Annotated in this window: 11 protein-coding genes; 5 read left to right on the top strand and 6 right to left on the bottom strand. The window is 62.6% G+C overall.

The window, feature by feature from the left end; translation table 11 throughout:
• Position 1 precedes the first annotated feature (1 nt).
• Complete coding sequence (locus ACE3TJ_RS12110) at positions 2 to 1,150, bottom strand: PepSY-associated TM helix domain-containing protein (RefSeq protein ID WP_374596439.1); 1,149 nt, start codon at positions 1,148 to 1,150, stop codon at positions 2 to 4.
• A 173-nt stretch (positions 1,151 to 1,323) separates the two neighbouring features.
• Here ACE3TJ_RS12110 and ACE3TJ_RS12105 point away from each other — a divergent pair, with 173 nt between their 5' ends.
• Positions 1,324 to 2,028 carry a TorF family putative porin gene (locus tag ACE3TJ_RS12105; protein WP_374596437.1) on the top strand — a complete coding sequence of 235 codons (705 nt, stop codon included), beginning with the start codon at positions 1,324 to 1,326 and terminating at the stop codon, positions 2,026 to 2,028.
• 36 nt (positions 2,029 to 2,064) lie between these two features.
• Here the strand turns inward: ACE3TJ_RS12105 and ACE3TJ_RS12100 are convergent, their stop codons facing one another.
• Genes ACE3TJ_RS12100 through ACE3TJ_RS12090 form a run of 3 tightly spaced genes read right to left on the bottom strand, consistent with a single transcriptional unit; the run spans position 2,065 to position 6,868 of the window.
• Complete coding sequence (locus ACE3TJ_RS12100) at positions 2,065 to 3,168, bottom strand: hypothetical protein (RefSeq protein ID WP_374596435.1); 1,104 nt, start codon at positions 3,166 to 3,168, stop codon at positions 2,065 to 2,067.
• Positions 3,169 to 3,201: 33 nt separating this feature from the next.
• Positions 3,202 to 4,809 carry a hypothetical protein gene (locus tag ACE3TJ_RS12095; protein ID WP_374596433.1) on the bottom strand — a complete coding sequence of 536 codons (1,608 nt, stop codon included), beginning with the start codon at positions 4,807 to 4,809 and terminating at the stop codon, positions 3,202 to 3,204.
• Positions 4,810 to 4,819: 10 nt separating this feature from the next.
• Positions 4,820 to 6,868 (bottom strand): TonB-dependent siderophore receptor, encoded by a 2,049-nt coding sequence (locus ACE3TJ_RS12090; RefSeq protein WP_374596431.1) that lies wholly within the window; start codon positions 6,866 to 6,868, stop codon positions 4,820 to 4,822.
• Between the two features lie 193 nt (positions 6,869 to 7,061).
• Between ACE3TJ_RS12090 and ACE3TJ_RS12085 the strand changes: the two genes are divergently transcribed.
• The 4 genes from ACE3TJ_RS12085 to ACE3TJ_RS12070 all read left to right on the top strand — a co-directional run bounded on the left by ACE3TJ_RS12085 (position 7,062) and on the right by ACE3TJ_RS12070 (position 12,846).
• Positions 7,062 to 8,618, top strand: a complete 1,557-nt coding sequence (locus ACE3TJ_RS12085) for an amidohydrolase family protein (RefSeq protein WP_374596429.1) — start codon at positions 7,062 to 7,064, stop codon at positions 8,616 to 8,618.
• Between the two features lie 2 nt (positions 8,619 to 8,620).
• Entirely contained in the window at positions 8,621 to 9,607 is a 987-nt protein-coding gene (locus ACE3TJ_RS12080; protein ID WP_374596427.1) for a dipeptide epimerase, read from the top strand.
• Entirely contained in the window at positions 9,604 to 10,497 is an 894-nt protein-coding gene (locus tag ACE3TJ_RS12075; protein WP_374596425.1) for an alpha/beta fold hydrolase, read from the top strand. The genes ACE3TJ_RS12080 and ACE3TJ_RS12075 overlap by 4 nt, the downstream gene beginning before the upstream one ends.
• Before the next feature lie 78 nt (positions 10,498 to 10,575).
• Positions 10,576 to 12,846 (top strand): TonB-dependent receptor, encoded by a 2,271-nt coding sequence (locus tag ACE3TJ_RS12070; protein WP_374596423.1) that lies wholly within the window; start codon positions 10,576 to 10,578, stop codon positions 12,844 to 12,846.
• Positions 12,847 to 12,900: 54 nt separating this feature from the next.
• Here the strand turns inward: ACE3TJ_RS12070 and ACE3TJ_RS12065 are convergent, their stop codons facing one another.
• Positions 12,901 to 13,569, bottom strand: coding sequence for a M24 family metallopeptidase (locus tag ACE3TJ_RS12065; RefSeq protein ID WP_374596421.1), 669 nt, complete (start codon positions 13,567 to 13,569; stop codon positions 12,901 to 12,903).
• Between the two features lie 19 nt (positions 13,570 to 13,588).
• A complete protein-coding gene (locus ACE3TJ_RS12060) occupies positions 13,589 to 14,683 on the bottom strand; it encodes a helix-turn-helix domain-containing protein (RefSeq protein ID WP_374596419.1) in 1,095 nt (364 codons plus the stop codon).
• Between the last annotated feature and the right edge of the window lies 1 nt (position 14,684).

Here is a 14,684-nt window from a genome sequence, read left to right as displayed (position 1 = left end):
CCTATCGGCGACGGGAGCTGAACAGGAGAAGGCCTGTTCCCAGCATGACGACAAGCCAGCTACCGGTTGCAAAAACCAGAAGACGCCCTGCGATACCGAAAACCTCGCCGGTGTGGACGGGATAAAACAGATCGACCATCCGCTGCGTAAAGCGGTCGCGCATCGGATCGAGCGTCCCCAGGACCTTGCCGCTGGTGGAATCGATATAAACGGTGGTTCTGCCGAAGCTTTCATATCCTTCGCCGGGCTGGCGCAGCCGCACGCTCCAGACCGGGCGCTCATCGGTTGGAAATGTCACGGCAACGAGCCGGGCCTGCGCGTAAAGGTGCAGAGAGGTCGATATCGCGTCCTCGAGCATGACCCCACCAACCGGCCCGGCACGCGGCGCAGCGAGTTCCGAAACGGGTGCAGAAAGGAAACGCCGGATGCCATCCTCGAACACCGAGAAAACGCCCGCAAGAATTATGATTGCGGCCGGCACGACAGCCCACAAGCCGATTGCCCGATGCCAGGCGAACATCCGCAGCTTGAGCTTACCGAAACGGCCCGGGACCAAGCGATCATGCCATTTCATTTTCCCGCGCACGGCAAGGGAGACGCCAAGCCCGAGATTGGAGAACAGGAGAAGCCCGCTGATCCCAACAATCCAGCGCCCGACCTCGCCGGCAAACAGCGACTCATGCAGCGTCACGAGGGTACCGGCCCACGTGCGGCTCTCCTTGTCAAAGGAATGCAGGAGACGCCCCTGGCCATCGACAAGCACGTCCCGAGAGAGGTCTTCAGGCGTGCCGATCAACGTGACCTTGTACCTCTCCCTGATGCCTCCCGTTGAAATGAACGAACGAACGTATACCGCGTCGTCCTGCAGGGCTTCCACCCGCTGCGAGAGCAAGGGAACATTCAGTGGAACCGCTCCACCTGCAATGAGGCGATCCCCGATCTCTCGATGAAAGGTCAACAGCAGGCCTGTACCGGCCTGTACCAGCCAGATAGCCAAGGCCGCCAGACTCAGCCATTTGTGCACCCTCAGGATCGCCTGCGATCCAGGCCTCTTCGATTTGCTCTGAGTCATTTCACGCTTGATCAGGAAAGACGATATCATTTCATTTATATGATATTCTATTAAAATAGAAAATATTCTTTCGGACACAACTCCCGCTCAAATCTGCCCGTCAGAATGTCATGCCAAAGATACGGGAAGCATTCTGCGGTTCCGTGAATCTGCCTATCCTGCTCGCTAAGCTTGCAGCGATCCTTTGTGCAAGCGTCTCTCCCATCGCGTTTTTGATGCGCGGAATTCCGTACTCTTCGGTGGGGGAATAAATGAAAAGCACAATCGCCGTTGCACTCGTGTTCGCGTGCCAACACGCGCAGAAGGCCTATGCTGATACGTCGGAGGTCGCGGCGAGCATCATGCTTGGAAGCGACAGGGTTTGGCGGGGTCTCTCTCAAACCCGGGGAAATCCGGGAATCGAAGGGGAAGCGAAATGGAACCACGCGGACGGCCCGGTCGCGGGCCTCGTCGTTGCCGATTACAGGTCGGACCAGACGGGGAAATCCGGCGCGGCGATTACGCCGTTCGTCGCCTTCAACAAGGATATCGCGGGCTTCAATATCGATGCGGGATATCTGTATCGCGGCGTCACCGGAGCGCGAAATCGCGACTTCAGCGAAGTGACGATTTCCGCGGGCCACTACTTCGGAAAGCTGCGCACGCGCCTCGGTATATTCTATTCGTGGCACCACTATCTTCCGGGCCAGAACACCTACACGTATTTCGATACACGTATGCCGATCGCCGAAGTGGCGGGGCTACCGCTGGCCGTTACGGGCCATCTCGGCGTCTTCGATGCACGCGGCAACGCCGATGATTATGTGGATTGGCGTGTCGGCCTCGCGACCAAGGTGCATGGGGTAAGCCTGAGCGCAAACCTCTCACATGCCGATGTCGATGCCGAGCGCTCGCGGCTCGAAGGCGCACGGCACGGCGGCACGCGCTTTGCGGGTACGGCATTCCTGTTGTTCTGAAACATTCGAATATGGGGTGCCTGAGACAATCCGGTCTCAGGCACCTCTCTCTATCTTGTCCGCGGTGTTCAAGCGCCACAGACCGACCGTGAACAGCGGGATCACAAGCACGACAAGGAAGTAGGCGGCGCTGTAACGATAGCCTTGTCCGATCAGATCGACGAGACCCACCGCCGTTGCCGCAAAGATCGCAACGACCATGACGACCAGCGCCACGAGTGGACGGACGACCGCCGGAAGAGGCTTGCTGCGGTCCGCAGCGGCCCGCGCAAGGCGTTCGTTGAAGCCGTGCAGCAGGCCGACACCCGTTTTCACCAGCGCACCGATGATCACGAACTGGATCATGAGCGCAATGGCCGGATGGCCGAGCCGGTCCAGCACGAACTGAACGGGGAGCGTCGAGCCCACGATTTCGGGGTAGAAGCTCGAAAGCGTCATCAGGAACGCGAAGCCGGGCAGCAGGATCAGCGGGCCGGCGAGCGCGCCCGCGACGAACGCTTCGCGGCGGCTCGCGAAATTGCGCGCCACGAAGATCAGCACCGGCAACAGCGGGATATTGTACGCCATGTAACTGATGCCGTTCCACAAGGTGGCCTTCGGTTCGACCGGTGTTGCCGCGATCGCGGCCGAAAGATCGTCTCCGAAGCGCATGACGACGAGCACGAACAGCAGCAGGTAGGTCGCGTAGAACAGGATCGACCATGCCGAGATCAGCCGCTCGACGAAACTGTTTCCGAAAAACACGAGCGCCGCGACGATGGCCATGAAGAGCACCGCGCTCAGCCACAGGGGCCATCCTGCGAGTTCGAGCATAAGCTCGCCCGCTGCGGCGGAAACGACCGCGAGCACGAGCACGAGGCTCGCCAGATAGCCGATCTCGAACAGGATGCAGAGCCGCCCGAGCAATATGCCCATGAAGCTGTTGTAGTCGTAGGCGCGGAAGCGGCGCGCGAGTTCGAAGGCGATCATCGCGCTGGCGCTGAAAAGCACCGCGGTCAGCCCCATGCCGATCAGTGCGGCCGCCGGACCCATCGAGACGAAGAATTCGACGAGCTCGCGCCCCGTCGCGTAACCGCCGCCGACGAGGACGGCCTGGATGACGAGGCCGGGCACGACATAACGTTGAATGATCTGGAACATGTTTCCCCCCACCCGGTTTGATCGTTGCCCGGTTCAGTCGTTGCAGGCCGAAGCAGCGGAGGCCCATTGCCCGAGCCGCATCCCGACAGGATCATTCGCAGGCATGCTGGCACGTACCTTGTCTGCGGTGCAGCCCCGCGCCGCGTTGAAGGCAAGCCACCAGTGGCGAACATGCGCCGCGTCGTGGGCGCGAGCTTCCGGGAAACGCTTGTGGAAGCCCGCCGGGAAATCATTCGCCTCGCCCTTCACGTGGCGGTCGAGAAAGTCGAGTGCCGCATCGTTCATCAGCCGGATGCCGCGATCGGCGTCGATGGTTCCGTAAAGCCGGGCCTTGAAGGGATCGCGCGCCGCAAAAAGCATATCCATGAGCCCGAGGTGGCGCATCGTTTCCACGCGCATCCGGTAGATGCCCGGCGTTTCGCCGGCCACGGCCCAGCGTTCGTAGGCATAGTCCGTGGGATTCGTATCCGGATCGTCGCGCTGCGACGAGGCGAACTTCTGGCCTGTGAGCATCAGGAGCAGCGGCCGGCCGAGATCGGCATTGTAGAGCGAAAAGTCGAAGCTCTCGCCGTCGAGGTTGATCGCCGCCCGGCAGTTCGCGATGCGGGCGCAGGCGGACGGGGCCGCGGACCCGCCGAAAGACATGCCCGCGACGGCGACACGGCTGAAATCGGCGGTCTCCACGATCGCTGCCGCCGACGCGGGAGCGGCACGTTGGAGCGCGCCGAGCACAAAAAGATTGTCGTCGCGCCAGGCGTGAGCGCTCGCGTTGATCCGGTGCCCGGCCGATCCTGCATCATAGAGGGACAGACCCTTGAAACGGCCTTCCTCGGTTGCGGCACCCATGAAGGTCGCGATGCCCTGTTCCAGGGCTTTCGTGGCCTCCGAATCTTCCGTGCCGCCCATGAACGGCGGGATCTCGTGACCGTCGGCGAAACGGTACGTCACCGAGTCGCCCGGATGGCCGATGCTGACGACGATGTAACCGTGGCTCGCGAGGTGCTCGGCAATCGCAGTGTTCTGTTCCTTGTAGGACCAGAAACCGTGGTTGAGGAGAACGACCGGCCATTTTCCGGCGGCAGCGCGAATGCCCTCCATGCCGTTCGCGCGGACGGAGGCGAGCGCCGTGTAGAGGAACCACGGCTCTCCGAAGGTGGTGCCGAGCGACATCGCCTCGGTCCGGCCGGTATACGCCGCGCGCGGCCCCACCTCACCGGCCGCACCCGGATACCAGATACGCACAGGCAGGCGTCTCGGTTCACCCGCCGGACGACCGAGCACACCACGACGCGCCGTATCGGTCATCTCGATCGCAATCGTCCCGACCGGATGCGCGCCCTCCGGCACCGGCAGGCTGAACACCGGAAAAAACCAGAACGGAAGCGCCGACAACACGGCTCCGGCGGCAAGCCCCGCTCCCACACCTCGCCCTGAAGCAAGGCCGCGCCATACGAAAAAAGCGGCACCGATGGCCACGATGATCCCAGGCAGCGCCTGCCACTGCAGCCCCGCGAGCGCGACACTGCCCGCGATGAGCGCGGCAGCGACGGCGAGCTCCTGCCCGGCGCGACGAACGCCGAGCAGGGCGAGCACGGCCAGCAGCGCGAGCGCCGCGATCAGAACGGCACCGCTCGCGCTCATGCCAGCCATCTCAGAAGGCGCGCCCGATGGTCAGGCGAACGGTGCGGGGATCCCCGCGCATGATGAGCGTTTGATCATAGGATGTCGGGAAATACTTGCGATCGAAGGCGTTGTCGATGTTGAGCTGCGCCCGCCATCCGTCCCTCTCGTAGCTGATGTTGCCGCCGACGATGACATAGCCGGGAAGGTAGAAGGTGTTGGGCAGATCGCCGGCCTGCTTCGAATAGCCGGTGATGCCGCCGCTGAAACCGAGGCCTTCGAGCGCGCCCTCCTCGATCGTGTACTTCACATAGGCGTTCACCGAATGGCGCGGCACGTTGGCCGTCCAGTCGCCGCTCGGCGTCGAGCTGTCCGACACGACCTTCGCCCGCGTGTAGGCATAAGCGAAGAGCGCCTCCCAGCCACCGCCGAGCCGAAGCTGGCTGTCGAGCTCGAAGCCGCGGCTGCGCTGCTTGCCGGTGACGATGTAGGAAGACGGATCGAATGGGTCGGAGGTGGCGAGGTTGCTGCGGGTCAGCTCGTAAACGGCCGCGGTCACGCTGATCCGGCCGCCCATCAGCGCCGTCTTCACACCGAGCTCGAACTGTTCGCCTTCTTCCGGCGGCACAGGACGGCCGTCGCCCGTGTAGTAGCCGGGCTGCGGGTTGAAGGAGCGCGACCAGCTCGCGTATCCGGCAATCTCGTCGACAAAGCGGTAATTCATGCCGACGCGCGGCGTGAATTTCGAATGGGTCACGGTCTCGAAACCGTCGTCGCTCTTCATCCGGCTCCAGCGTCCGCCCGCCGTGAAAGTCAGGCGTTCGGTCAGCCGGATCGCATCCTGCATGTAGATGCCGATGTTGGTCGAATCCGTGTGCGTCGGAGAAGGCTCCAGCACCGGCTTGTAGAGATTGAAATCCGGGTCGAAGAGATCGAGGACCGGCAGGTCGTCGAAATTCAGATAATAGGTCTGGCTGTCGCTGGTGTCGGAATATTCGACGCCGAATGTCAGATTATGTTCGATATTGCCGGTGTTGAGGCGCGCATTGATCCCGCTGTCCGTCGAGAGCTTCCGCAGATTGCGGTCCTGCTCGAAGACATAGAGATAGAAATCGCGCTGGTTGTCGGGATCGAGGAAAAGACCGTTGTAGAGATTGTCCCAGCGCGGCCGATACCAAGCAAGGCGGACATTCTGGTAGAAATCGATACTGTCCGAAAACTCGTGCCGGAGCAGATATCCCAGACTGTAATAATCATTCTTGACCTTGCTCGGGTGAATCGAGCTGCCGATGTAGCGGCGGTACGGAATTTTCCCGTTGATGTTCGGAAGCACCGTGCCCTGCGCGGGCAAGCCCGCGACGTCCATATTGTCCTCGTGCTGATACTGGGCAAGCAGGGTGAGGCTTGTCCGTTCCCCGATCTCGATCGTCAGCGAAGGCGCCACGTAGATGCGCTCGATCCCCTTGACCTGATCGACGAACGAGCCTTCGCGCCGATACGTCGCGAACAAGCGGCCGTAAATGCTCTGGCCTTCGTTGAACGATCCGCCAACATCGATAGTCGGCTTGTAATAGCCGAAGCTTCCGATACCGAATTCGAGGTCGGCGAACGCCTCCTTGCGCGGACGACGGCTGTTCAGGTTGACGAGACCGCCGACCGAGCCCTGACCGTAGAGCGAGGACGATGGACCTTTCAGAACCTCGATCGATTCAAACGCCGACGGCTCCACATTGGCGCTGGTCTCGCGCTGAAGGCCGTCGACATAGATGAAGTCGGAGGCATCGAAGCCGCGGATGCGGAAGAAGTCGAAGCCGGTGGCGATGCCGCTCGGCTGGACACCGGCAACGTTGCGGAGTGCGTCCTCGAGCAGGCTGACATTCTGATCGCGCAGCAGCGCGGCTGAAAACACCTGAATATTCTGCGGCGTATCGAGCAGCGGCATATCGGCTTTCGTCGTCTGCTGCCGGTTCACAGCAGTCACGATGATTTCGCCGCTATCGACATCCTGTGCGGAGGCAATGGATGGAGCAGCGCTCAGCAGCAGAACGCCCACGGTGCCCAAGTATCGATACATAGCCATGATTCCCCCTTCGCTCCCTTTATCGCGTTCGTTTGAGGCTAGCGCGGAGCCGGAGACCTGCTTTGCATTTTGCTTGGGCGACTGTTCACATCCGTATTTATCCTGACCGAAGTGCAAACCGACAGCGCCAAAGTGGCAAGCGACCGGGAGACTTTCCCTGAAGGATGCACCCTCAGGTTTTATGAGGCGAGCCATGAGCGGTTTGAGAGGAATCGGCGGATCGCAGCGCTTGCATCGGGCCACGCTTCTGTTCTTGGCGACCGGCTTGCTGCACGCCGTTCCTGCCTCGGCCGCCATCCTCATCGAAAACGTTCGCATTGTGGATGGCAGCGGGGCGCCGGCACGGAAAGCCTCGGTGCTGGTGTCGGGCGACAAGATCACCGCTGTCGGCAACATTTCCGCAGCTGCAGGCGATACGGTCGTCGATGGCGGCGGTCTTGTGCTTGCGCCCGGCTTCATAGACACGCACAGCCACCTCGACCGCACCATGTTCACGGCGCGGGACGTGCCCGCCGCGGTCAGCCAGGGCGTCACCACGATCATCGTCGGGCAGGACGGCGTTTCGCCCATGCCAGTATCGAAGCTGGCCGCGCGCCTCGAAATGGAACCCGTTGCCGTCAACGTGGGCAGCTATTCGGGGCACAACGATCTTCGCCGCCGCGTCATGGGCAGTGCGCGCAGCCATGCGACGAAGGCGGAAACGGCTGCCATGGTGCGCCTGCTGGACGCGGACATGAAGGCCGGCGCATTCGGGCTTTCCACCGGACTCATCTACGAACCCGGCACGTTTTCAAACAGTGCCGAGGTCATGGCGCTTGCGAAGGCCGCTGCCCGGCATGGCGGCCGATATACGAGCCATATCCGCAACGAATCGGACAGGCTGGACGAAGCCGTCGAAGAGTTTCTTGCCGTGGGCCGGGAGACCGGCATGTCGATCAAGCTCTCCCATATCAAGATCGCGCTGATAAGCCGGTGGGGAGAGGCGAAGGCACTCTTGCAAACACTAGAAGACGCGCGCGCGGACGGCATCGATGTCACCGCCGACGTCTATCCCTACACCTATTGGCAGACAACAATGGGCGCGTTGTTCCCGGACAAGAAATACGATGACCCTGTCGGCGTCGCCTGGAATTTCCGGTACACGACGCCGCCCGGCGGGCTGACGCTCACGCGCTTCCTGCCCGATCCCGCTCTTGAACGCCGCACCATTGCCGACATCGCGGCCGAGCGCGGGGGCGATCCGGCCGAGGTCTATGTTTCGCTTATGCGCGAGGCGATCGCCTATGAAAAGGCGCACCCGGACGCAGACAAGGTGGAAGCGATCGCCGGGGCATCGATGGCCGAGGCTGACGTTGCGACGTTTCTCGCCTGGCCTGAAGCGAACATCTGCTCGGATGGGACAGACGGCGGACATCCGCGCGGGTACGGAACCTTCACCCGCGTGCTTGGCCGCTACGTTCGCGAAACCGGCCTGCTCGGTCTCGAGCAGGCCGTGCACAAGATGACAGGGCTTGCCGCCCGCCATCTCGGCCTTGCCGACCGCGGCCTCGTGCGGCCGGGGATGCGCGCGGACCTCGTGCTGCTCGATCCCGAGACCGTCTCCGACCGGGCGAGCCTGGCCGACGACCGCGCCTTCTCAAGCGGGATCGCGAAAGTGTGGGTGAACGGAACACTGGTTTTCACGAACGGTGAGACGCAGAGCGCCCGTCCGGGCGCGTTTCTTCGCGCGCAGCATTCAACGAGGAAGTGATGATGGAGTTCGAAGCCCGAATCGAACGCTGGCCGATGCGTTCCCCGTTTCGGATATCCGGGATCACGTTCACCGAGGCGGAACTGTTCGTCGTGGAAATCCGCGATGGCGACCACGTCGGCCGCGGCGAGGCGTGCGGTGTCTACTATCGAAATGATCTGCCACCCGGGATGCTGAAACAGGCAGCAACCGTCGCCGATGTGATCCGCGCCGGGGCCGATCGCACGGCGCTGCAAACGCTGCTTCCGGCCTGCGGCGCGCGCAATGCGATCGACTGCGCGCTTTGGGAGCTCGAAGCCCGCCAGACGGGCCGTCCGGTCTGGTCGCTGGCCGGTCTCGAGCGGGCGGATCCGCTGCCCACGGTGTTCACCATCGGCATCGACGACCCCGACAGGATGGCCGCCGCTGCATCGGGCATGGATCACGCGAAGGCGATCAAGCTGAAACTCGCGGGGACGCAAGAAGACCGCGACCGCGTCGAGGCGGTTCGCGCGGCCCGGCCCGATGTCTGGCTGGGTGTGGACGCCAATCGCGGGTTCACGATCGACGGGATCAATGCGCTCGTTCCCGCGCTCGAGCGTGCGGGTGTCGCACTTCTCGAACAGCCGCTCGCCATTGGCGATGAAGCGGCGATGGCGGGGCTCGACGGTTCGATACCCACAGCCGCGGACGAAAGCGTGCAAGACAGCAGCGATCTCGAAGCGCTTGTCGGGCTATTCGACATCGTCAACATCAAACTCGACAAGTGCGGTGGGCTGACACACGCGCTGCACATGGAGCGCGCGGCCCGCAACCTCGGCTTCGGGGTCATGGTCGGCAACATGACCGGGACATCGTGGTCGCAGGCGCCCGCATTCGTGCTCGGCCAGCGCTGCGACTACCGCGACCTCGACGGCCCGACGTTCCTTGCCGGGGATCGCACGCCGGCGCTCTGGTATGCGGACGGCATGGTGCATTGTCCCGACATTATATGGGGAGGTTCGGAATGAAGCCGCTGGTTCTCGCGCTTGTTGCCGCCAGCCTTGTCGCAGCATGGCAGGCCGAGGCTGGAACTGCACCCAAAGATGTGAAATTGGCGGTTCGCGGCACGAAGATGCATCTGCGCCTTTATCCCGGAAGTGGGCGGACGATCCTGCTCGAGTCGGGCTCCGGGCTCGGGGCGGACACGTGGAACGATGTCGCCCCGCTGATTGCGAAGCGTACCGGCGCGACCGTGGTCAGTTACGATCGCGCAGGCATGGGGAGCAGCGAAGGGCTCGATACCGTCTACGACGTGCATGATGAAATCAGCCGCATCCACACCGCGCTTCATGCCTTGAAACACGATCGCAGCCTCACCCTCGTCGGCCATAGCTACGGCGGTTATCTGATACAGCTCTACGCGAACCTCTATCCGGGCGATGTCGAAGGGCTGGTCTATGTCGATGCCAACACGGTGAAGGGAATCGACGGGATCGGCGGCGCCGAAACGCTCGCCGCCGGCCGTATCAAGGCGAACGACGTGCCGGACCCGACGCCCTATCAGCGCTCCAACCTGCGGCTGTCCCGGGCGCTTGTCGCGACGCAGGAAATGATGCGCCGCTACCCGCCCGTCTGCGCCGTGCCGGTAACCGTGATCACCGCAGGCAAGCAATGGCCGGACACGCCCGCGGCCGTTGTCGAAGGCTGGCGGAGCGGGCACGCCGAACTCGTGCGGATGACGGGCGGACGGGCGGTCGTTGCGGACGGCGCCGGGCACATGCTTCACAAGGACCGCCCCGATACTGTCGTGGACGAGGTCGCGCGAGTGTTCAACGCGGGTGCTGGCCGCGCCGCCATGCCTGGCATCGTTGGCTTGCCTTGCGGAAAAGGCCGTTCCGATGACGAAACTGCAAACTGATCGGTCAGGCTGTAAAGCGCGTTACTGAAGCGCCGATAGCCTCCCCCTTGCAAAAAACAGCAAAAGGGGGTCTGCGGCATGACCGTGTCCGGAAGAAATTTTATCGGAGCTTCGCTCCTCGCGCTCGTGGCATCGGGTGCTCCTGCGTTCGCTCAGTCGGCGACCGGTTCAGTGGTGGAAACCAACGAGATCATCGTAACGGCCTCGAAGCGCGAAACGCGCCTGCAGGACACGCCGATCGCGATTACGGCGCTGACCGGTGAAACGCTTCAGGCGATGGGCGCTTCGGGCATGGATGATTTCTTCCGCTCGGTTCCCGGCCTCGTGGTACAGGAAGGCGAAACCGCGGGTGGACGCGGCCGCATTTCCGTGCGCGGTATCCGCAGCCAGGGCGAAGCGACGCTGGCGCTTTACTACGGCGAAACGCCTGTCATCGGATCGAACGGCACATCCTCCGATCCCGGCGGGCGGACCGGCGATCTCGCGCTCTTCGACGTGCGCCAGATCGAAGTGCTGCGTGGGCCGCAGGGCACGCTTTATGGCTCGAGTTCGATGGGCGGCACCATCCGCATCCTGTTCAACGAGCCCTCGACGCGCGGTTTCGCCGCTTCCGCGCGGGCAGAAGGGTCGTTCACCGACGGCGGCGGTTTCAATCACAGCCTTCAGGCCATGCTCAACGTCCCGCTCGGCGAAACACTCGCGCTGCGCGCCGTTGCAAGCCGCACCGAAACCGAGGGCTATATCGATCAGGTCACGCTCGGCCAGAAGAACAGCAACGACAGCGACCAGACCAGCATCCGGGCCGCGCTGAAATGGACACCGAAAAGCGAATTCAGCTACACGCTGACAGCGCTCCGCCAGAAATCGGGGCTCGACGACGCGGCGTTCTACAATACCACGCTCGGCCGTTTCGGCATGAACGCGCCGACGATGCTCTCCTACGACGAGGGCTTCACGCTCGTCAGCGGCGAGGGCCGCCTCGATCTCGGCTTCGCGGAACTGGTATCCGCCACAGCATGGCAGAGAACGACGACCGACCGGACCGTGGACGGCACATCGACCGTGCTCGCCTCGATCGCCGCGCCGGCAACGTCTTGCCGTATCCACTTCGGGCTCACCGCGCCGGCAAGCTGCACACCCACGCAGACTGCAGAATATGTGGCCTATGCGCAAACACGAACCCCGGCGCTCTTCTATGCCGAGATGGACAACCGCGTCTTCACGCAGGAGTTGCGGCTGACATCGCCATCGACCGGCCGCTTCCTCTGGACGCTCGGCGGATATTTCGAGACCCGCGAAGACCACGTGGATTCCTATGTCGTTCTCGCTGATCCGGCGACCGGCCGGCTCATAAAGCCCATCGACGCGACGAGCTATCGCTACATCGATACGGATACGACCCAGTATGCGCTGTTCGGTGAAGGCACGTTCGAAATCACGTCCGGCCTGAAGCTGACCGGCGGGCTGCGCTATTATTCCTACGAAAAGCGGATTGCCGGCGAAGTCGTCATGCCGGGCGGCCCGAGCTACCAGGGACCGAGCCCCTACACGCAGACGACGACCAAGGAACAGGGCACGATCGGCAAGGTCAGCCTCAGCTATGAAGCGAGTGACGACCTGCTGTTCTATGCCACCGCATCACAGGGCTTCCGCCCCGGCGGCACGAACAACACGCCCAACATTCCGACCGAGCTCATTCCCTATGAATCGGACAGCCTCTGGAACTACGAGATCGGCATGAAGACGTCGTGGTTCGACAAGCGGCTCGACATCAACATCGCGGGTTACCGTATCGATTGGGACAATATTCAGGTCTCCACGCGGACCGCGGACAACGTGTTCATCTTCATCACCAATGCGGGTGCTGCACGCGTCTATGGTGCAGAGCTGGAGGTTGCCGCACGGCCGATTGATGGCCTGTCGCTCTCCGGTTCGCTCAACTATACCGATGCCTACCTGACGGCCGACCAGGTGAACAGCAGCTCGCTGCCGTCCGCGAGCATCGGCCGCGACGGCGACAAGATTCCCTATACGCCGAAGTGGAGCGGTTCGGCAGCTGCCGAGTATCAATGGCCGATTTCGGATGCCGTCAGCGGGCTCGTCCGGATCGATTATTCCTACACGGGCAAATATCCCAACACCTTCCGGCCGACGCTCTCGACCTATCGCGAAATCGGCGACTATCATCTCGTCAGCGCCCGCGCCGGTTTCCGTATGGACAACTGGAACCTGTCGCTGTTCGCGCGCAACCTGTTCAACGCCCATGCCGCGACATTCACGGACGGCGTCAATCGGGATGTGGTGGTGCGCCCGCGCACGATCGGGCTCAATCTCGGGATCGAATTCTGAAACTACGACCACAGCGAAAAAGTGAAAGGCCGCGTCATCGCGGCCTTTCCTCATTTACAGCAGCAGATCCTCGTAGAAGGCACTGAACGGTTTGTCCGGGTGACGGATCTGGATTTCGAGCACCCACAGTCCTGACGTCGGGGTGTAGGGCGCATCCAAAAGCGCGCCATCGAACTTCACGGCATGAGGGAAGTCCGAAAGCCGGTGCCCCGACATGTCGAGATTCAGTTCCCAGCCGAGCGCTTCCGCCTGTGCCTGCGCATGGCGATAGAGTTCGTCACCGGTCAGCCCCTCTCGCAGCCAGGCATCACGAACCGTATCGAACACGGCGCGCACGTCGGCCGCCGCCTTCAGCATCTCGGGATCGCTGCCGACCGTAAACGTCTCGCCGCCGTCGCCTTCATAGCCGCGCCAGACGGGGCCGATATCGATGAAGAAAATATCGTTCTCGCGAAGAACGACGCCGGGTTCGGAGGGCTTTCCGAACGTCTTCAACGTATTGGACCCGAAGCGCACATGAATTCCGTGCCAGCCGCGCAGCATGTCCCGCGCTTTCAGGGTCTGCCGCATCAGCGCGAGCGCATCCTCCTCGGTCATGCCGGGGCCGATCTGCGCGGCGACATCGCGGATCACACCGCGCGTTCTTTCGCGCGTTTCCAGCATCAAGTCGAAATCGTAGCTATCGCCGTTGCGCTCGTGCAGCACACGCAGTTCTGTGTTCAAAGCCTGTTCCTGCCGGATTTCAGTTTGCGCCGTGTTTCGGCTGGCGGCGGATGTTCTTCACGCGCAGTTCGTCGTGAACGACATAGCGCATCTGGATCGGCGAAATACCGAATGCGGCCTTGAACGCGCGGGTGAAACTGGCGGGATGTTCGTATCCGGTTTCAAGCGCGATCTCGATCATCGAAAGCTTGCTGTCGCGCACGAGGTCGAGCGCGAGATCCATGCGCACCTTGTCGCGGATCCGCCCGACTGAATCGCCGTAGATCATCTGGAAGCCAAGCTGCAGGCGTTGCCGCGTGAGGCCTACGGCCTCGGCGAGTTCCTGAACATTGAGCGGCTTGTCGAGATTCGAGCGGATCAGCTTCATCGCGTCGCGCAGCCGTTTGTGATCCTGCGCGGAAAACTGCCCCTTTTCCTCGCGCTCGACGTCCTGAGACAGGTTGAACAGGATATGGCAGGCCAGCTCCAGCGCCTTCGCCGTCAGGAACGCATGTCGGAAACCGCCTTCGAAGGGCGGGTTGATGAGCTGATGAGCGGCGAGCGAAGCCGAACGCGAGAGTGGAACCTTGCGGCAGGGCAGGCTGCCGCCGTTCAGGATGAAGTCCGTGATCGGTTGCGGCAGATCACGCGCCGTGAGACCGGTGACGTGGAACAGCGTCGTGCGTTCCAGCCAAACCGTGACCCAGCGCAAGTGCTCGCCGGGCGGATAGCTGCCTTCAAGCTGCTCGTCTGCCTGCGTACCGTAGATCGTGCAGAAACCATCCGCGAGTTCGCCCTCCGTGCCGTCGGGGCCTTGCAGCGGCACATGACCTTCAAGCACCGCGGAAAGCGCCAGATAGTCGACCGATGTATAACGGCGGGGCAAAGTTTGCGCCGCCACCATATCGATGATCGCGATGCAAACGCCGTTGCCAAGCCGGTAGAAATCCCAACCGCCCTTGGCGACGGACTGGTCGTAGTCGTAGCGAAAGCCGAGGCCCGAAGAGAGCGGCCGGCACCAGCCGTCTTCCGTGCGGGTCATCAGCCCATCGTCACGCCGCGCCTGCAGACGGTCCAGCATGTCCTCCATGCTGCGCGTCGCGTCCGTCCTAGAGGTCGAGGGGCTCATCAGCATC

The organism is Sphingosinicella sp. (assembly GCF_041916975.1).
Classification (GTDB): domain Bacteria; phylum Pseudomonadota; class Alphaproteobacteria; order Sphingomonadales; family Sphingomonadaceae; genus Sphingosinicella.
The sequence above is the reverse complement of the archived record's forward strand: the minus strand, read 5'-3'. Positions and strand labels throughout refer to the sequence as shown.

Excerpts from the sequence above, each read along its gene's own strand:
- ACE3TJ_RS12105 (WP_374596437.1), top strand. The coding sequence starts at position 1,324 with ATGAAAAGCACAATCGCCGTTGCACTCGTGTTCGCGTGCCAACACGCG.
- ACE3TJ_RS12100 (WP_374596435.1), bottom strand. The coding sequence starts at position 3,168 with ATGTTCCAGATCATTCAACGTTATGTCGTGCCCGGCCTCGTCATCCAG.
- ACE3TJ_RS12095 (WP_374596433.1), bottom strand. The coding sequence starts at position 4,809 with ATGAGCGCGAGCGGTGCCGTTCTGATCGCGGCGCTCGCGCTGCTGGCC.
- ACE3TJ_RS12090 (WP_374596431.1), bottom strand. The coding sequence starts at position 6,868 with ATGGCTATGTATCGATACTTGGGCACCGTGGGCGTTCTGCTGCTGAGC.
- ACE3TJ_RS12085 (WP_374596429.1), top strand. The coding sequence starts at position 7,062 with ATGAGCGGTTTGAGAGGAATCGGCGGATCGCAGCGCTTGCATCGGGCC.
- ACE3TJ_RS12080 (WP_374596427.1), top strand. The coding sequence starts at position 8,621 with ATGGAGTTCGAAGCCCGAATCGAACGCTGGCCGATGCGTTCCCCGTTT.
- ACE3TJ_RS12075 (WP_374596425.1), top strand. The coding sequence starts at position 9,604 with ATGAAGCCGCTGGTTCTCGCGCTTGTTGCCGCCAGCCTTGTCGCAGCA.
- ACE3TJ_RS12070 (WP_374596423.1), top strand. The coding sequence starts at position 10,576 with ATGACCGTGTCCGGAAGAAATTTTATCGGAGCTTCGCTCCTCGCGCTC.
- ACE3TJ_RS12060 (WP_374596419.1), bottom strand. The coding sequence starts at position 14,683 with ATGCTGATGAGCCCCTCGACCTCTAGGACGGACGCGACGCGCAGCATG.